The organism is Methylosarcina fibrata AML-C10, from assembly GCF_000372865.1.
GTDB classification, from domain to species: Bacteria; Pseudomonadota; Gammaproteobacteria; order Methylococcales; family Methylomonadaceae; genus Methylosarcina; species Methylosarcina fibrata.
Genome location: NZ_KB889965.1, coordinates 4,487,826 through 4,506,598, shown reverse-complemented (window position 1 = coordinate 4,506,598; position 18,773 = coordinate 4,487,826). Strand labels below are relative to the sequence as shown.

The window sequence follows — 18,773 nt, the reverse complement described above, 5'->3', positions numbered from 1 at the left end:
GTGTCTCCTTAATCAACCCGAAACCCAGGTGAAGACGATGACGAATTGTTTATTTTGCAAAATGGCCGGCGGCGAGATCAAACCGGATACGGTGTACGAAGACGATGCGGTGCTGGCATTCCGCGACATTCATCCGCAGGCGCCGGTGCACATACTGATCATTCCGAAACGTCATTTCGCGACGCTGAACGACATCGACGACCCGCTGCTGGCCGGCCGCCTGTTGCAAACCGCGGTCGAACTGGCCAAAGAGGAAGGCCTCGCCGAAGAAGGCTACCGAACGGTGATCAACTGCAACAGCCACGGTGGCCAGGCCGTTTATCACCTGCATCTCCACCTCCTGGGCGGACGTCCGATGCATTGGCCGCCCGGATGAGGCGGGCTTTCCCCGTTCCTTTATAAAAAGCTTTCTAATTCGCTGGCGTAAAGCATAATATTGCAAAGAACAGGGTAGCGAATGGATTGACGTCGCCATAATGGCCGATCCTTCATTCGTCCGATAAACAGCGAAGGAGAACACCATGCTGAAAACAAAACTTAAGACTTTAGTAGACTATGTTCTGATCGGTACCGTCGGCTTCATTCCAATCGTGCTGATCTTCCAGATCATCGTCTATGTCGAGCGGTTTTTGAAGAATTTCGTTCTGCTCGTGCACGGCCGATACGACAATCCGATCGTCACTCTCGCCTTGTTCGCCGCCGCGATCGGATTACTGGCCTATTTCGGCAAGCTGCTGAAGCAGGACCGGGCGCATTTGCTTTATTATCTGGAATCGCTGATCCAGCGGATTCCGGTCATCGGCAGCATTTACCGGGTCACCCGGAAGTTGCTGCGGCTGTTCCTGACCGCCGAAGAATCGCAACTTCGCGAAGCCGTTTACGTGGAATACCCGAAGGACGGCATGTGGGTTCCCGCCTACGTGACCAATCGCATCGGCGATTGCTACATTCTGTACATCCCGACCTCGCCCAACCCGACTTCCGGCTTTACCGTGATGGTGGACAAATCAAAGATAAGGCATTCGCAGATGAACATCGAGGAAGTCTCGAGTTTCGTCATCAGTGTCGGCGTCGATTATGCGAAGCCTGAAGACGTCAAGATGCTGTATAAATAAGCCGGCTCGGATGGAGACCGGACCGACTGTCCCGACGACGTCGGGCATCGATCCCTTGCCGAACGGACAGGACCGCTCGGACCGTCAGCAGCGGTTCGGCCGCCTTCTCTTCAAACCAAGCCTGCGTCCCGAAGCCCATGCCGGTTTTCAGCCGTCCCGTCAGAGATCGTCCGACGCTGCCCGAGCCTCAGTAGGGGCAACGACCGGCGGACTGAATAAACGGTAAAGAACCGGAATCAGCAGCACCGTCATGACCGTGGCGCTGAACAATCCCCAGACGATGACGGTAGCCAGAGGGCGCTGAACGTCGGACCCCAGGCCGGTAGCCAGGGACGCGGGCACCAAGCCGAGAATGGCCACCAGTGAGGCTACCAGAATCGGCCGGAGGCAGCGCACCGCGCCCTCGACGATCGCCCGGTCCATCGGCGTCCCTCCCGAACGCAACTCGGTGATGGTGCGCACGATCAGGACGCCGTTCATAATGGAGACGCCGAACACCGCGGCAAAACCGACGCCGGAAGATACGTTCAGATTCATGCCCCGCAGATAAAGCGCGCAGGCTCCGCCGACGAACGCGAAAGGAATGGCCGGAAGCAAAACCAGCGACGCTCGCAACGAGCCGAAGGTGACCAGCAACAGAACAAAGATCACAGTAATGCTGGCCGGAACCAGTATCTTGAAGTGCCGGGCCGCGCGCGACAGATTTTCGAACATGCCCAGCCAGGCCACCCGATAGCCTTCGGGAACCTTGATGTTTTGATTGAATAAACCTTGGGCCTCGGCCACGAAGCCGCCCTGATCGCGTCCTGTAATGTCCGTACGCACCGTCAATCGCCGCCTGCCGTCGCCGCGAGCAATCATGGTCTGGCCGTCGATGATATCGATATGAGCCACCTGGGCCAATGGGATGGGGATGCCTTCCGTGTTGTAAACCGGCAAGCGTCCGATGGCTGCGGGCGAGCGTAAATGCGCCTTGTCGAACCGGGCCACGATGTCGATGCGCCGCTCGCCTTCGAACAGGATGCCGATCGGCGCGCCCCCGACAGCCACGTCGATCAATTTCGTCACTTCCTCGATGTTGACATTGTAACGGGCACACAGCGCCCGGTCCGGATTGACGACCAACTGCGGCTGAGGACCTTCCTGTTCGATGCTCACATCCACGGCGCCCTTCACTTTGTTCAGCAAAGTCTGGGTTTTTCTGGCCAGGTTCAACAACACCGTCGAGTCCGCTCCGGAGAATTCGACCGCCAGATTGGCCGACGTTCCGTTGGCGTCCTCGGTCACGCTGTCGATGATGGGCTGGGTGAAATTAAAGCGAGTGGTCGGAAATTCCGAGCGAAAGCGCGAGCCCAAAGCCGCCAGGAGTTCCTGCTTTCGGCGAAATTGAACCCATTGCTCCCGAGGTTTTGGACTGATCAGCATTTCGATGCGGCTCGGCGGATAAGGGTCCGTGCCGCTGTCGCTGCGCCCTGCCTGAACCACGATGAACGAGATGTCGGGAAACTCCAGGGCAATTTCGCGCAGACGCCGGCCGAATTTCGACGTCTGCTGCAGCGAGGTGCCTTCGGGAAAATTGGCCCGCACCCAGATGACGCCTTCGTCCATGTACGGCAGAAACTCCGTCCCGAGGCGGGGAGTGATCAATAACAAAACGCCGAGCAGCAATCCCGAGGCCAGGCCTATCGTCTGCCATCGATACTTCAAAAGCCGGGAAAGGAATCCCGAATAACGCGGATAAAGCCAGGTCAGGACCGGATTTTCCCAATCGCGGTAGCCTTTTTCAAAGGCCAGGCTCGACAGCGCCGGTACGACAAAAATCGCAAAAAACATTGCTCCCATCAAGGCGAACAAGATGGTCAGGGCCATCGGGCGAAACAGCAGTCCTTCGATATGGGTCAACGTCAGCAAGGGCAAAAACGCCCCCACGATCATCAGGATCGAGAAAAACACCGGCCGTTCGACTTCAAGAGCGGCATTCAGCACGGTTTGGGCGGTGCTTGTTTTACTGTCGGTTCCGGCCGCCTGATGCAACCGGTGCGCTATGTTTTCCGACATGATCACCGAGCCGTCCACGATAATGCCGAAATCGATGGCGCCGATGGACAGCAAACCGATGGGAATGCCGAACGCGTTCATTAAAACAAGCGCAAACAATAAGGAAAAAGGAATGGTTAACGCCACCAGCATGGCCATCGAAGGCCGGCCCAGGAAAAACAGCAAAACCAGAGTCACCAGCGAGATGCCGAGTAGAACGCTGTGGCCGACGGTGTGCAGGGTGTTCTCGACCAGTTGCGAACGATCGTAAAACGGCCGAATTTCGGCGCCTTCCGGCAAATCGACCCGATTGAGCTCGTCGATGACGGCCTTAACATGATTCAGCACTTCCGAGGTGTTTTCACCCCGTCGCATCAAAACGATGCCCTCGATCGTTTCGTTTTTGCGATCCTTGCTCAGAATGCCCGCCGGCACTTTGGCATCCACCTCGACGTCGGCGACGTCACGGACGTAAATCGGCGTTCCGCCGAAAGTCTTGATGAAAATACTGCCGATTTCCGAGACGTCCTGCAAAGCCCCGCGGCCGCGAATGACGAAAGACATGCTGCCGCGGGACAAGACGCTGCCGCCGGCGCTTTCGTTGTTGGACTGTACGGCGTCCACTACGTCGTTGAGCGAGAGCCCGAATCGTTGCAGTTGAGACGGATTCAATAACACGGCATATTGTTTTTCGTACCCGCCGAAGTTGGACACGTCGGCGACGCCGTCGGCGCGCAGCAAATGCGGAATGGCCACCCAGTCGTTAAGAGAACGCAGCTCCGTCAAATCGAAGCGGCCGTCGGACACCAGTTCGTAACGCAGGATTTCGCCATAGGCCGTCGCCAAAGGGCCAAGCTGCGCCGATGCGCCTTCGGGCAAATCCAGATTGGACAGTTTTTCCTGAACGCGCTGTCTGGCCCAATAAGCTTCGACGCCCTCCTTGAAAATCATCTGCACCACGGACAGTCCGAATATCGTCCTCGACCGGATGGTGTCCACTTTCGGCACGTTGCGCATGGCAATTTCTACCGGAACGGTGACCTGGCGTTCCACTTCTTCCGGAGCGCGTCCAGGATACGTCGTAATGACCTGCACCATCTGGGAGGATATGTCCGGATAGGCGTCGATCTGCATATGGAAGAACGACCAAAGCCCGGCTGCCATAATGAAGACGGTGAAGCCCAGAACGGACAGGCGATGATGCATCGCTTTGTTCATGAGCTGCGGAATCATCGTTTATCTCCCGAAACCCTGCCGTCTTTGGGCGGCACCTCATACTGAAGCGCTTCCACCAGCATCGGCTTCAGCAGAATCGCTCCGCTGCCTATCATGTTTTCCCCGCCTTGCAAGCCTCCCAGAATTTCAACGCGGTCGTCGACGCTTTCGCCTACCCGAACTTCGACAATGCGCCACAAGCCAGGCCCGGCATTGACGAAGACGTAATCCGAATTCTGGCTATGCAGGACGCCGTCGGTCGGGACCAGTATCGCCGAGCGGGGATCGGTGCCCAGGCCGATTTCGGCATACATGCCCGGTTTGAATTGATTATAGAGGTCTTCCAATTCGAAAAATACCCGCAACGTATGACGTTCCGGCGAAAGCGTGGGCGCCAGGCTTTTCACCTTGCCTGAAAAAGTTCGGTCCGAAAGCCCGTAAAACCGGGCGGTGCAGGACTGGCCCACCGACACGTCGCTAATCTTTAATTCCGGCACGTCGGCTATCACCAGGGAAATGCCCGGTCTCGAACTCTCTAATAACAGAGGATCGACCCCTTCCTGAAACAGTTTTCTTTCCAGCGCGGCATGGGTCCGGACGGAGACCGTCAGCGCGGTTTCCGCTTCGTAAACGTCCTTTTGGCCTTCCAGTTGTACCTGAAGCAGGGCGGCTTCGGCGCTCGTCAAATCCCGAATGGCCTCGGTACCGGTGGCCACCAGCTTCCTAAGTCGCTCCACGGCCAATTTGTGCGACTGATACTGGGCGGACGTCAGTTCACGGATTTTCACCAATCGTTTCCGGTTAAAATCCATTTCAGCGGCCGCTCTTTGCCAGTCGGCGTAAACGGCGGCAAGATCCAGGCTATTAAACTGCCAGCGGTCTTCCGCGGGACCGTCGCCTTTGGGAAGCCTCGCCACCACGGCTCCGGTTACAATCAGTAAAGGCGTACTGACCTGCTGTTTTTGTATCGTTGCAACATGGAGTTTCTTTTCCAGCAGACTGCCCGTTTTAACCGCAATCAGACGCGGCCCGGTCAAACCGACGACGGGAACGTACTGCGGCTCCGGCGGGCCGGCCGGATGACCGGACAATACTCTGACCAGAATGATCGGCAAGGCAATCAACAGGCCTATGGCCGGCAGAATCCACTTCAGGCGTATGGAAGGTTTCGAATGGAAGATGGACATGGAATCTGAATTAATGAAGCAGGTCTTTGCCGATGGCCGCATTCAGTTGGTATAAGGCATGCCAGTAACTGGAATGCGCGCTGATGTGGACTCTGTAAGTTTCAAGATAAGCGCGCTGGGCGTCCAGAACTTCGATCAGGGTTTTTCCGCCCAATTCGTAAGCCTGAGTGATCTTATCCCGCACGGTCCTTGCCGCTTCCAATTGCCCGGCATCGTCGTTGATTATAAACTGATACGCAGAAGCGAACGTTTTCACGGCCTGATCGATTTCCGCCCGCAAATCCACTAATTGAGCCTGAAGATTGCGTTGCGCCTGAGTATGGACCGATTTCGCCCTGGCGATGTTGCCCTGGTTACGGTCAAATAAAGGCACGGTGACGTCCACGCCGGCGCCCCAGGAATTGACGTCCGGAAAACCGATGGCCTGCTGCTGAAACTGCCGGGTATAGCCGATTCTCGGGGTGACTTGCGGATAGGCCTTGCGCTCTTCCAGTACTATGTCGGCATCGGTTTTTTCGAGCTGGCGCCGCAAGGCGATCAGGTCGGGCCGGTTCTCCTCCGCCCACCGGAACGCCTCTTCAATAGTAATCGGTTTGGCCGGACGGATCACGTCAAGAGTGCCTTTGACGCCGATTTCGGCATTATCGCCGATGCCCAGCGCCGCCCGGAGTTTGTTCAGAGCGGCGGCCAGATTAAGCTCCTGGGCGTGCAATTCTCTATGACTGGAAAACAGAGAGAGCTTTATGCGATCGGCTTCAATGGTGCCGACGCCGCCGAAGGCCACCCGGTTGAGTATGATTTTTTCCGTGGCGGCCAGGTTCTTCTGGTTTTCCTGCGCCAGCTCCAGCATCGCTTGCGCCTCCAGCACATCGTAAAAAGCGTCGATCGTAGCGGCAATGCGAAGGCGGACGGTATTGGCGACGTCGGCCGATACCGCATCGACCGCGTATTGCCCGGCCGAAATGGCCGCAGCTCTTTTGCCGAATAAAAACCAGTCGATGGGCATGGCGAGTCCCACGTCCATTTGGGGCGGGCCTCCCTGGCGATCGGGAGTGAATTTTCTATCGAGCGGCAATAAAGAGCCGCCGGCGGACAAATCCGGATTGGGAACAAGTCCTGCCGTGACCAGATCCGCTTCGGCCTGCCTGATGTTTTCCATTGCCGCGCCGATGCGGGGGTCGGCGCGCAACGCGGTATCTATTGCCTGATCCAGGGTAAATTCTTTTGATTCCGCCGCAGTTTCCCCGGATCGAGAAGCGTAGGCTTCCCGGTTCGCTCCGGTCCAACCCGAGACGCTGCCGTGGGATGCCGGAAAATCGGAAAAATTTGGATAGGAAGGCGCTTCGGGTAATGCCTTGTGCTCCGGTGCGCAGCCGCTTAAAAATACACAAGCTAGAAGAATGCCGTTCTGAAAGGTATGAGTCATCAAGCAGCGTCGACCTGGTTTATTTATTACAGCATGATCCTCTGGAACAAGCAGACAAGGTTTATGATCCGTTTTCATATTACTCAAATCAAGACGCGAATCAATCAGTTTTTACCCAGGCTTGAACGCTTCCCCCAACAACGCCACTGTCGAATAAGTCCCTTTCAAGCAACTTTTCCGATTAATCTTCAGCGCAATGCGGAAACGACGAACCGACCGGATGAACGCTTAACGGCCCCGTTCCGGATACTGACGTTGCCGTAAATTATTTGTTCATTTAATTTTCCCGTTTGTCAACTTCCCCCATAATAATTAATTCAGGTTCAATTAAGTTTAACGAGTATAATTTCAGCAGCATTTTTTTCTTTTACATTGCCTATTTTTACTGATGCGTCCATTTCTTCTGGCCTGTCTGACCTTGTTGCAGATCATTGCACCGTTAGCGCATGCGCACGCCGCTCAGCAAGAGTCTGTTTTCGGCTTGCATGTTCCGGGCCTCGAAACAGTCCGCACGGACAACTCGATACTTGCCGAACAAACGGACCACTGTTTATCGAATACCGGAAACTTCATTTTTAACGTGGAGGACGGAATCAAACAAAGCCGTTCAATTCCAAATAAACCGGCCCAGCAAGACTGCCCGCTCATTCTTCGATATATCGCCATCAATAACGTATCCTTGTCTTTTCCATCGGATAGTTTTTTCCTGCCGCCGCAGCTCGCCTTGCAGTCCGGGAATAGTTTGCTGTCGCCTCGCGCGCCGCCGAACGTCAATTCCGGCACACCTTAAAGCCGAATTCCGCCTGACCGGATTGTCACTTTTATTATTAAAGCGGCGCGCACCCGCATTGAGCTTTGTTCCATGATTGCCCTAAATTTTTACAGGCGCTGTCTGCCTGTCGTTCTATTGACCGCATCGGCCTCGTCGTTTTCCCTGCCGATCGAACACGCCGACGTCGCCGAGAAGGGCCATTCGTCCTTGGGCGGCAACGAACCGGACTCGATAGTTTCCCACGTCGACCCGATTGAAATCGATGCTTCCCTGAATCTGGCCAAATTGATCGATTTGACTTTGGAAAAGTATCCCGACGCAACCTGGCTGAAGGCGCTTGAAGAGGAAGCAGCGGCCATCTCGGAACGCAGTCAGAGCTGGACGGCCGGCGCCTCCCAGGCAAGCGTCGGTTATGAGACGATGTACAATCTTCGATTGAATTATGCCACGGGAAGTGTTCAGGTGCCGTTATGGAATCTCGGGCAGCGGAACGCGGAACAGAGGCTGGCCAATGAAGCCGAAACCAGCGCGGGACGGCAAACGTCGGCGGTCAAACTGCGCGTCGCCGGCCTGGTCAGAAGTGCTTTGTGGAATATGGCCCTGGCCAATATCCGCTATGATCAGGCCAAAGCGGAACTGGACATTTACGAAAAGCTCTTGTCCAGTATCCGGCGGCGCGTGGAATCGGGCGATCTGCCCCGTACCGACGAATTGCTGGCGCAAACCGAAATGCTGCAAAAACGCTCGTCGCTGACCCTGGCCGAGGCGGAACTGATGCATGCCCGCAAGCGTTATTCGACGGTGACTCAAATGACCCGAGTGCCGCGCCTATTTGAAGAAAAACTGGCGCCCCTGACAGGAATCGAGCAAAACCATCCGGCGCTGGCCGCACTCAACAGCCAGATCGAGCGCAAACAGGCCGAGCTCAACGCCACCCGATCGATCGGCTCCGGACAAACGCACGTCACGGCCGGCATCCTGAGCGATGAAGGCACCGACTCCCGCAGCAATAAAGCCGAATTTTTCAATGTCGGCATCAGCGTCCCTTTCGGCGGAAGCGCTCATCTCGCCCCCCAGATTGCAGCGATCAACGTGGAACTCAATCGCTTGATCGCCGACCGCGAGCAACTGTACCGGGATCTGGAACAGGCGCACCACGAGGCCGAACACAATCTGGAAGTGAACCGAGTCGAACTGGAAACGGCCAATCAGCAGAGAAAAGTTTCCGAAGAACTGCTCAAAATGACCCAACTGGCCTTTTCCGTCGGCGAAATCGATCTGATGGACTTGCTCAGAATCCAGTCGCGAACGCAACAGGCCATATTGACCGCCAAAGAACGCGCCGTCATGCTGCAGCGGGACATTGCCTTATACAATCAGGCGATAGGAGTATTGCCATGAACACGATCCATCTGTTTTCCCGAGCCCGAGAAGCCGGAAAAAAACCATCGGCTCTGGCCTTCCCTATTTTAGCCGTCGCCTTGATCCTGACCTGCCCGGCTTATGCCGGAGCCGTGACCCCGGAAAACGCAATCAAGCTGTCTCCGGAGCATATCCGGAATCTCGGCGTCACCCTCGGCAAACCGGTGCCGGTCGAACAAATTCCGGTCCTGTTCGCACCGGCCAAGGTGGTGGTTCCGTCGAGCCATGATTATCTGGTCAGCGCTTCCCAGCCCGGCTTGATTACCCAATTGAATGCATCGATAGGGGACAAGGTGAAAAAGGGCGAAGTTCTGGCCCAATTGAACAGCCCGGATCTTTTGTCGATGCAACGACTTTACCTGAAGGCGGAAAGCGAACTTCAGCTAGGCCGGCTCACCTATCAGCGGGATAAAAAGCTCCTGGAGGACGGGGTCATCGCCGAACGCCGCTGGCAGGAGACGCGCAGCCAGTACCAGGCTTTCGAGTCGGAAGCCAGCGAGCACAGGCAGTTGCTCAAGATCGCCGGCATGTCCGACGCGGAAATCGGTCGGCTGAAAAAAACCCACCGGCTGAGCGGCTTGCTCAACGTCTACGCGCCGATTTCCGGCACCGTGATCGAGCGCCTGGCGACGGCCGGCTCCCGCGTCGACATACTGGCGCCTTTGTACCGCATCGCCAATCTGGACGAGCTCTGGCTGGAAATCAACATTCCCCAGGAGCGCATTGCCGACGTCAAGATCGGCGACCTTGTCCTGATCGAAGCCAATCTCCAAAAGGAAGAAGCCGGCCGGACGGTCACCGCTCGCATCAGCCTGCTGGGCGCCAACGTGAATCCGGAAAATCAGACCGTTCTGGCCAGAGCGCTCATCGAAGGCAAACAAACGGCGGTGCGTCCCGGCCAGCGCATCAATATTCAAATCGTCCATACGACGGACACGACAGCGTTTAAAGTGCCGAACGGCGCCATCGCCCAGAACGCCGGCCAATCCTATATTTTCATCCGCAACCGGGACGGCTTTCTGGTCAAACCGGTGGACGTCATGGGCAAACAGGGGGAAGAAACGATCATCAAAGGCGATTTCAGCGGCAATGAAGACGTCGCGATCACCGGCGCGGTGGCGCTCAAGGCGAACTGGCTGGGCCTCGGGAGCGATGAATAATGTCGGCCCTGATCCGTTTCGCGTTAAGCCAAAGGATACTCGTCCTGCTGGCGGTGGTCCTGCTTGCAGGCAGCGGCTATTACGCCTTTAAAAATATTCCGATCGACGCCTTTCCCGAAGTGTCGCCGACCCAGGTCAAGATCATCGTCAAAGCGCCCGGCATGACGCCGGAAGAAGTCGAAGCAAGGATTACCGGTCCCGTCGAAGTCGAACTGCTCGGCATTCCGCATCAGGTCATGCTGCGCTCGATCGCCAAATACGCCCTGACCGACATCACCGTCGACTTTGCCGAAGGCACCGACATCTACTGGGCGCGCCAACAGATCGCAGAACGCCTGAACGCCATCTGGAGCTCGCTGCCGGCCGGCGTGGAAGGCGGCATCGCGCCGATGACCACGCCGCTCGGCGAAATGTACATGTTCTCGATCGAAGGCGGCGACCTGAGCCTGATGGAACGGCGCACGCTGCTGGACTGGGTGATCCGGCCCGCGCTCCGGACGGTGCCCGGCGTCGCCGACGTCAACTCCCTCGGCGGCATGGTCAGAAGCTTCGAAATCGTGCCCGACAACATCCGCATGGCTTCCAGAGATATCGGCATGGATGAGCTGATGCAGGCCGTCGAAAGCAACAATCGCAACGACGGCGCGGGCCGTCTGACCGACGGCGAAGAAGCCCTGATCGTCCGCGCCCAGGGCCGGATCAAAACGCTGGACGACGTCAGGGCCATCGTTGTCGCCAACAATCAAGGCATTCCGATCACGGTCGGCGACGTGGCCGAGGTAAAAATCGGCGCCCTCACCCGCTACGGGGCCGTCAGCAAAAACGGCCAGGGCGAATCGGTGACCGGCCTGGTGCTGAGCCTTCGCGGCGCCAATGCCCGGCAAACGATCGCCGGCATTGAAAAAAAGCTAGCCGAGATCAGCCCCGGCTTTCCGCCCGGCGTCAAAGCCCAGGTCTTCTACAACCGCGGCCATCTGGTCGACAAAGCGGTCGATACGGTATTGCATGCGCTGATCGAAGCCATCGCTCTGGTCGTGGTGCTGCTGATCCTGTTCCTCGGCAATTTGCGGGCCGCCCTGACCGTCGCGCTGGCGCTGCCGATGGCCGCGATGTTCACCTTCATTCTGATGAACGCAATGGGCATGTCGGCCAATCTGATGAGCCTCGGCGGACTCGCCATCGCCATCGGCATGCTGGTCGATGCGGCCGTCGTCGTCGTAGAAAACGTCATTACCCATCTGGCGCACGTCGAAAAAGCCCGGCGTCTGCCCCGTCTGCACCTGATTTACCGGGCCGCGCGCGAAGTCGCGGTGCCGGTGACCTCCGGCATTTTGATCATCATCATCGTCTTTCTGCCGCTTCTGACCCTGCAGGGCCTGGAAGGCAAGCTGTTCACGCCGGTCGCTCTGACCATCGTGTTCGCGCTCAGCGGTTCCCTGGTCATGTCGCTCAGCGTCATTCCGGTGCTGGCCTCTTATCTGCTCAAGGAAGTGTCGCACGAAGAACCGTGGCTGCCCCGGCAATTGCTGAAGCTGTACCAGCCCCTGCTGATATGGTGTCTCGGCAACAGCAAAAAACTGTTCATCGGCGCCGGCGTCCTGCTGATTTTAACCGCTATCGCCTTTACCCGGATCGGCAGCATCTTCATGCCCACGATGGACGAAGGCGACATCATCGTCCAACTGGAAAAGCTCCCGTCCATTTCTCTCGACAAATCGGTCGCCCTCGACGGGCAGGTGCAAAAAAATCTGCTGAAAAACATACCGGAAATCGAAACCATCGTGTCCCGGGTCGGCTCGGACGAACTCGGGCTCGATCCGATGGGACTGAACGAAACCGATACCTTCCTGGTGCTGAAGCCGAAAGAGCAGTGGCGGATGCAAAGCAAGGAAGAGTTGATCGAAGCGATTCGGAAGGTAATGGCGGAAACGCCGGGCATCGCTTTCGGTTTCACCCAGCCGATCGAGATGCGCGTGTCCGAAATGCTGACCGGCACCCGCGGCGACGTCGCGGTCAAGCTGTTCGGTTCCGATCTCGACGTCCTCAACGAAAAAGGCGAACAGATCGCCGACGTGCTGCGCCACATTTCGGGCTCCTCGGACGTGTTCATCAGGCAAAACAGCGGCATGCAGTTCCTGCAGTTGACCATCGACCGGAGCCGCGCCGGTCGCCTGGGCCTTGACGCCGACAGCATCGAAACCCTGCTGCGCGCGCAAATCGAAGGGCTCAATCTCGGCATCGTCCAGGAAGGCATCAAACGCACGCCGCTGATTCTGCGCGGCGACAGCAACACCGCCAACTTCGACAATCTGCAGATCGCCCTGCCCGGCGGCGGCCACGTGCCGATTACCGGCATCGCCAGAATAGAAAAGGTCGAAGGCGCGGTCTCGATCGGACGCGAGCACGGCCAGCGCTTCGTCGTGGTGCGCAGCAACGTTCAGGGCCGCGACCTGGTCGGCTTCGTCGACGAAGCCCGGCAAAAGGTCGCCGAAAGGATCCAGTTGCCGACCGGTTACACGATCGAATTCGGCGGCCAGTTCGAAAACCAGCAGCGCGCCGCCGCGACGCTGTCCTTAGTCGTGCCGGTATCGCTGGGGCTGATCTTTTTGCTGCTGTTCTCAACCTTCGGCGTGGTGCGCCAGGCGGTGCTGGTGCTGGCCAACATTCCGCTGGCGATGATCGGAGGCGTCTTCGCGCTGTGGCTGTCCGGCGACTATATGTCGGTGCCGGCCTCCGTCGGCTTTATCGCGCTGCTCGGCATCGCAGTGCTCAACGGCGTGGTCATGGTCAGTTATTTCAACCAGCTTCTGGCCACCGGCATGGACCTGGCCAAAGTGGTCGTCGTCGGCTCCGCGCGGCGTTTGCGTCCGGTGCTGATGACCGCCAGCATCGCCGCCTTCGGCCTGATCCCATTGCTGTTCGCGACGGGGCCGGGCTCCGAAATTCAACGCCCCCTGGCCATCGTCGTCATCGGCGGACTGGTGTCGTCCACCTTTTTAACCCTGTTTCTGTTGCCGATTTTATTCAAGTTGTTCGGCCAACAGCAGACGGAGAGACAGCCATGAATCACAAAGAATATCTGATCACCCTGAACGCGCCTCCGAGTCTCGAAGAAGCCATCGTCGATTGCCTGCTGACGTTCGAATCCGAACACGGCTTCAGCAGTTTTGCGGTGTATGCGCACGATCATCGCAACGAAGGACTGTCGCTGGCCGAACAGGTCTCCGGACGCCAGAAAAAGCTCCGTTTCCAGATGTATGTCGAGGAAGCGGTATTGTCCGACCTGCTGGCCCGGCTCAGGCAGGAATTCTCAGGAGCCGGCATCCGCTACTGGGTCATGCCGGTGGTCGACAATGGGACCATTTAACAGGGCTCGGCCGGTTGCAGGCGTCCATGGTTCCGCCGCAACCCGGACGAATCAATTTACCCTTACACACGGTAAAAACGCTCCCAATAGCCGGTTACTGCGAGCCTGCGCCCATCGTCCCTGACGGCGCAGTTGCCTGAAGATCGATTACTCGGGCTTTCCCATGCCTTCTTTCATGCCTTTTTTGTGGCTCCATTTTTCCTGATGCTGTTTCTGCATTTCTTCCATTTTGGTCATCTGTTCCGGAGTCAGAATGGTTTTCAGTTTGCTGTTGGTTTCCTCATGCAGGGCTTTGAATTTCTCGTGCTGCTCCTTGAACAGGGCTTCCACCTGGGTTTTCTGTTCAGCCGTAAGATTCAGATCCTTGGCCAGGCGCTCCACTTTGCGGCCGTGGTAGTCGTCGGGTCCGGGACCGCCGCCGGCGCCGGGGTTGGCCGCTGCGGTTAACGGAAGAAGAAAGACGATGGCCAACACGGATACGATTTTGTTCATGTTATTACTCCTTGAGTGATTGAAAAAAGGCCGGGAACGGCTGTTTTCCGTTCCTGGCCTTTAGTTTGACGACAAACCGTGCAAATAATTTGCAACGATTGTGCAAACAATAAGGAATTTTTCAATCGCCGGTGTCCGCTTGCGGATCGTAACGGTAACCCGCTCCGTAGACCGAATGGATCAATTCCTGTCCGGGCAACAGCTCGGCCAGTTTTTTTCGAAGCTTTTTGACATGGCTGTCGATGGTGCGGTCGGAAACGATGCGTTGATCCGGATAGATCAGATCCATCAGCCGGGCGCGGGAAAAAATCCGGCCCGGCTGCCGGTAGAGCGTTTGCAGCAACTGAAATTCGACCGCGGTGAGTTCCGCTTCGAGCCGGCCGGCCCGGATGCGGAACCGTTCCGGATCGAGCCTCAAGAGGGCCTCGCCGTGTTCCGATATCCGAGGCTCCAGGCGGCGCAATACCGCCTTGACTCTTGCCACCATTTCCCTCGGGCTGAACGGCTTGCAGATGTAATCGTCGGCGCCCAGTTCCAGCCCGAGCAGGCGGTCCACTTCCTCGATACGCGCCGTTACCATGATGATCGGCACCGCACTGAAGCGGCGTATCGCGCGGCACAAATCCAGGCCGTCCCGGCCCGGCAGCATCAGGTCCAGCAGAATCAGATCGGCGGCATTGCCGTCGAGCCACGGCAGCACCCTGAGGCCGTCGTTCAGAATTTGGGGGGAGAAACCCGCATTCTGTAGATAATCGGCCATCAGCCGTGCCAATTTCTCTTCGTCTTCAACAATCAAAATGGAATTCATGTCAGTCGATCGGCAATTCGATGCGAATGGCCAGGCCGTTCAATTCGGACGGCCCGGCCGTGAGCGTGCCGCGATGGGCTTCGGCGATGTTGCGGCAAATCGCAAGACCCAGGCCGGCACCTCCGTAGTGCCGGCTGCGCGAGCTTTCGACACGGTAAAAACGGTCGAACAAATGCGCCAGTTCCGGCTCCGGCACGCCGGGCGCGCTGTCGGCGAACTCGATCGCCAGCGTCTCCGGCTGCCGCATCAGAGTAATCCTCAATTGCCCGCCGCTTTCGGTGTAGTTGAGGCTATTGTTCAATAAATTTCGGTACAGTTGCGACAGGCGGTCGGGATCGGCATGAATCCTTACCGGTGCGGACAGTTGATCGTCAAGTTGAACCGAAATCCGCTTGTCGGCGAAGTCGCGAGCGAACGCAGCCACATCTTCCTGCAGCAGCGCCACCGGATCGATTCGCTCCTTCCGGTAACTTAAAGCGCCTTGATCGGACAGCGATAATTGATACAAGTCCTCGGTAAGGCGGTTGAGACGCATGACGTCGCCGTACAGCGAATCGACCGCTTCCCGGCTGAACGGACGGATGCCGTCCTGGAGCGCTTCCAGCTCGCCGCGCAACACCGCCAGCGGCGTGCGCAGTTCGTGCGAAACATCGGCGATCCAGCGTCGGCGTACCTGTTCGGACTGCGCCAGCGCCGCCGCCACGTCGTTGTAATCGCGCGCCAGTTGGCCCAATTCGTCGCCGGATTCGACCGGCAGGCGCAGATGATAGCGGCCGACGGCGAGCATTTTGACCGCGGCGGCTATTTGTTTGAGTGGACGGCCCAGAAAATAAGCCAGCAGGAACGCCAGCGCGGCAGACAGCACGACCATGGACGCGGCAATCCAGACGAAGGAACGGGCCTGCCGCTCGATGAACTGAAGTTCGTTCGGCTGATGCGCCGGCTTGCCCGGCAACACGCCGAGGTAACCGACTGTCCGGCCTTGCCGGCGAATCGGATGCAGGGTCAGATCGGCCAGCATCTCCTGGCGGCCGAATACGACGGACTTGTCGGCGGACAACAGCATCACGCTGAGCTCCAGCGGTTTGATGCGCCGGCTCGTGCGCGGCTCGGGAAAATCGGGCGGCCACAGGCCGGACGGTTCCTTTAGGGCCTGCTCGGACCAGGGGGCCGGAGGAAAATGCCGATGGCCGGAGCTTTGCCCCAGCAGTTCCATCCATTTCCGCTTGTCGCCGGCCAGTTTGCGCCAATCAGGATCGGAGGCGTAATGTTCGCTCAGATTCTCGAGCAGCGCGGCGACATGCTCGCTGCGGCGCTTTGCGACAAACTCGGCAAATCCGCGGTCCAGCGACCAGCGCATGAAGAAATGCATGCCGACGACCACCAGCATCGTGGTCAGCAGCAAGGTTGAAAACAGTTTGAATCGGATCGATTTAAGCACGCGGCCGCTCAGTCAGAGAATCGTTCATTATCGGAAACGAATGTGCAAGAAATATGAAAGAAAGACTGGGCAGATCACTTGCCGTTATCCCGAAACCCCGGCTTTAGATCGATTTCGTTATGTTGCCCCGCCTGCTTTGCTCCTTGGCCGCGTACATTCTTTCGTCCGCCATTTTAAGCAAGTCGTTCATCGTCGCGCCATCCTCGGGATAAACCGCAATGCCCAGGCTGAGACCGACGTTCAGTTGAACGTCCCGAATCGACAAAGGCCGCTTTAACCGGGTCTGAATTTTTCCGGCGACTCTTTCCGCGTTTTCCCGCGAGGTATCTTCCAGCAGAATCACGAACTCGTCGCCGCTGATCCGGCTCAGGGTATCGGTTTCCCGGATGCATTCCTTGAGTAAAAAGCCGACGGACTTGAGCAACTCGTCCCCCATTTCGTGGCCGTAAGTGTCGTTCACCTGCTTGAATCCGTTCAGATCGATGAACATTATCGAAAACGCGGAATGGCTTCGTTGCGCTCTGGAACCGGCCTGGCTGAACCGATCCGCCAGCAAGATTCGGTTGGGGAGGCCGGTTAGCGCATCATGCGTGGCCATATGCAGCAAACGCTCCGACGATCTTTCCCTTTCTTTTTCGCGGCGAAAATGATCCGCCAGAAAAACCAGTATCAGGGCGAGGGACAGGAGCGAAGTGCAGGCGGTGGTAATGACCAGAGGCAGGTTCAGATCGGACCAGAGCAATTGTTTGTGAACAGTCAGAACAAACGGCTGGCCGCGGCTTTTCAACTTTCTTTCGGCATTCAGTTTGGGAAAATAGTTGGCTTCCAGCCGCTGCGGCGCGGGCGCCGGAATATGAATTAACATATCCTTCGCGCTGCCGGAAGAATCGGCAGGATAGAGACGGAATTCAAGATTGTGCACCCTGGAAGCGATTTCTTGCTCGATCGCTTCGGCATTCACCTCGAGCAATGCCACGGCTTCTTTCCGCTTGGCGAGGGCGCCCTGGGGCGGGCTGGGGACAGGCCGAAAAAGAATATATCCTCTAGGGCCGCCGGCAAACTTGAACGGTACGGTCGCCACCGACGACCGGGATTTTATCGCTTGCTGCAGGGCGTCGTTTAAAAAAGGCGCCGAACTCATGTCGGCGCCGATGCGTTGCCGGGCATCGGACTGCATCGGTTCCAAAAAAATGACGGGATAGTAAACCGGTTTGTTCGTTACCGAAGGCCGGGTACCGCTCGCGTCTTCATTGAACTCTTTCAATTTGAACTCGGGAAACCACGACTGTCTTTGCCTTGCTATAAACCTCGGCAACTCCTTGCGTTTTACTTTCAGCGCGACTTCGAGCCCATAAATATGAGGGTACCGGGCCAGAATTTGCTGGGCATAACGGGAGGCGCTCTCTCGGTCGGCGTATTCGATGGCGCCCAAAAACGCGGAGAAACCTTCCAGAACCGCTTCGTTGTCTCTGGCGATATGTTCGATGCTGTCGTGCAGTTGATCGACCCTCTGGGTGAAAGCAACGTTCACCTCCTGCAGCACCAGCTTGAACACCAGCGCCATCGTAACGAAGGTTGCCGTGCCCCAGGCGACAAGGACAAGCCCATAGCTCCATAAGGGTTTCAACTTGAACATAATCAACAAATCGTGTTCCGTTTCAGTATTTCGGATCCGCTTGAGATTCGCTTGTTTTCCGGCATGCCCGGGATGGAAGCGGCGGAAGTTAGTTATATAGTCTAGTGTTTAATTTCGAATTAGCCGAGGTGTAAACGCGCATTCAGCTTATAATCCATATTATTATAAATTATTAATATTAGAATGTTTTCATTTTAATCCTGCTGGAAACAGCCGCCGGCCCCGTTATTATTCCCTTGCACGGCTCCTTACGGCAGGACTTCGAGTCTCCGTTATTCTTCCGCTGAAATACGATCTGCTCCGGCTGGCGTCTGCCGGAAACAACCTCCCGCCAAAATCTGCATTTTGCGCCGGCACCGCTTTGGCTTGTCCTGCGGAAGGAATTGAAACGCCCGGCAGGACCGCCGATTCGTCCTTGAAGGTTTTCGGACTGCCTGTTTTGGGTAAGGGGTATCGTGATTTTTTAATGCGTTTCATTGACTATAATAAATACCAGCCTAATTTTGAAAAGGATTGTCATTGTGCACATCGGCATGACGGAAGCAGTGTTTTTTAATTTTACTCCAGGCAGAGTTGCCATGCTCCCGTTACCCTTTCCATGCTTAAAATGATGTGCAGAAGGGTTTACGCTGTAACCGGCCGGATCTTGAGAAAACAGGAATTTCTTCTGTCGGACGCCTTTCTCGCGGCGGCTC

14 protein-coding genes are annotated in these 18,773 nt (G+C 57.0%); 7 read left to right on the top strand and 7 right to left on the bottom strand.

Annotated features, from left to right (window positions below):
• Positions 1–37 precede the first annotated feature (37 nt).
• Both A3OW_RS0121315 and A3OW_RS0121310 read left to right on the top strand, forming a co-directional pair.
• On the top strand, positions 38–376 hold the full coding sequence (locus A3OW_RS0121315; RefSeq protein ID WP_026223810.1) for a histidine triad nucleotide-binding protein: 339 nt from the start codon (positions 38–40) through the stop codon (positions 374–376).
• Positions 377–521: 145 nt separating this feature from the next.
• On the top strand, positions 522–1,115 hold the full coding sequence (locus tag A3OW_RS0121310; RefSeq protein ID WP_020565488.1) for a DUF502 domain-containing protein: 594 nt from the start codon (positions 522–524) through the stop codon (positions 1,113–1,115).
• A gap of 159 nt (positions 1,116–1,274) precedes the next feature.
• On the opposite strand, the gene A3OW_RS0121305 is transcribed toward A3OW_RS0121310, so the two are convergent.
• The 3 genes from A3OW_RS0121305 to A3OW_RS0121295 are packed head-to-tail and all read right to left on the bottom strand — an operon-like array spanning position 1,275 to position 6,980.
• Entirely contained in the window at positions 1,275–4,385 is a 3,111-nt protein-coding gene (locus A3OW_RS0121305; protein WP_020565487.1) for an efflux RND transporter permease subunit, read from the bottom strand.
• A complete protein-coding gene (locus tag A3OW_RS25610; protein ID WP_020565486.1) occupies positions 4,382–5,554 on the bottom strand; it encodes an efflux RND transporter periplasmic adaptor subunit in 1,173 nt (390 codons plus the stop codon). Before A3OW_RS25610 ends, A3OW_RS0121305 begins: the two co-directional genes overlap by 4 nt.
• A gap of 10 nt (positions 5,555–5,564) precedes the next feature.
• Positions 5,565–6,980: a TolC family protein gene (locus tag A3OW_RS0121295; RefSeq protein ID WP_020565485.1), complete on the bottom strand. Its 1,416-nt coding sequence runs from the start codon at positions 6,978–6,980 to the stop codon at positions 5,565–5,567.
• A gap of 388 nt (positions 6,981–7,368) precedes the next feature.
• Here A3OW_RS0121295 and A3OW_RS0121290 point away from each other — a divergent pair, with 388 nt between their 5' ends.
• The 5 genes from A3OW_RS0121290 to A3OW_RS0121270 all read left to right on the top strand — a co-directional run bounded on the left by A3OW_RS0121290 (position 7,369) and on the right by A3OW_RS0121270 (position 13,701).
• Positions 7,369–7,770, top strand: coding sequence for a hypothetical protein (locus A3OW_RS0121290; protein ID WP_020565484.1), 402 nt, complete (start codon positions 7,369–7,371; stop codon positions 7,768–7,770).
• A gap of 72 nt (positions 7,771–7,842) precedes the next feature.
• On the top strand, positions 7,843–9,153 hold the full coding sequence (locus A3OW_RS0121285) for a TolC family protein (protein WP_020565483.1): 1,311 nt from the start codon (positions 7,843–7,845) through the stop codon (positions 9,151–9,153).
• The gene (locus tag A3OW_RS0121280; protein WP_020565482.1) at positions 9,150–10,334 is read left to right on the top strand and encodes an efflux RND transporter periplasmic adaptor subunit; all 1,185 of its coding nucleotides are present in this window, start codon (positions 9,150–9,152) and stop codon (positions 10,332–10,334) included. Before A3OW_RS0121285 ends, A3OW_RS0121280 begins: the two co-directional genes overlap by 4 nt.
• A complete protein-coding gene (locus A3OW_RS0121275; protein WP_020565481.1) occupies positions 10,334–13,399 on the top strand; it encodes an efflux RND transporter permease subunit in 3,066 nt (1,021 codons plus the stop codon). Before A3OW_RS0121280 ends, A3OW_RS0121275 begins: the two co-directional genes overlap by 1 nt.
• On the top strand, positions 13,396–13,701 hold the full coding sequence (locus A3OW_RS0121270; RefSeq protein WP_020565480.1) for a DUF3240 family protein: 306 nt from the start codon (positions 13,396–13,398) through the stop codon (positions 13,699–13,701). Before A3OW_RS0121275 ends, A3OW_RS0121270 begins: the two co-directional genes overlap by 4 nt.
• A 147-nt stretch (positions 13,702–13,848) precedes the next feature.
• Here A3OW_RS0121270 and A3OW_RS0121265 read toward each other — a convergent pair whose 3' ends face one another.
• The 4 genes from A3OW_RS0121265 to A3OW_RS0121250 form a co-directional block, all read right to left on the bottom strand.
• Entirely contained in the window at positions 13,849–14,193 is a 345-nt protein-coding gene (locus A3OW_RS0121265; protein ID WP_020565479.1) for a hypothetical protein, read from the bottom strand.
• A gap of 121 nt (positions 14,194–14,314) precedes the next feature.
• Positions 14,315–15,001, bottom strand: a complete 687-nt coding sequence (locus A3OW_RS0121260; protein ID WP_020565478.1) for a response regulator — start codon at positions 14,999–15,001, stop codon at positions 14,315–14,317.
• A 1-nt stretch (position 15,002) separates the two neighbouring features.
• Entirely contained in the window at positions 15,003–16,442 is a 1,440-nt protein-coding gene (locus A3OW_RS0121255) for an ATP-binding protein (protein ID WP_020565477.1), read from the bottom strand.
• 103 nt (positions 16,443–16,545) lie between these two features.
• Positions 16,546–18,078, bottom strand: a complete 1,533-nt coding sequence (locus tag A3OW_RS0121250; protein WP_020565476.1) for a sensor domain-containing diguanylate cyclase — start codon at positions 18,076–18,078, stop codon at positions 16,546–16,548.
• Positions 18,079–18,773: the final 695 nt, after the last annotated feature.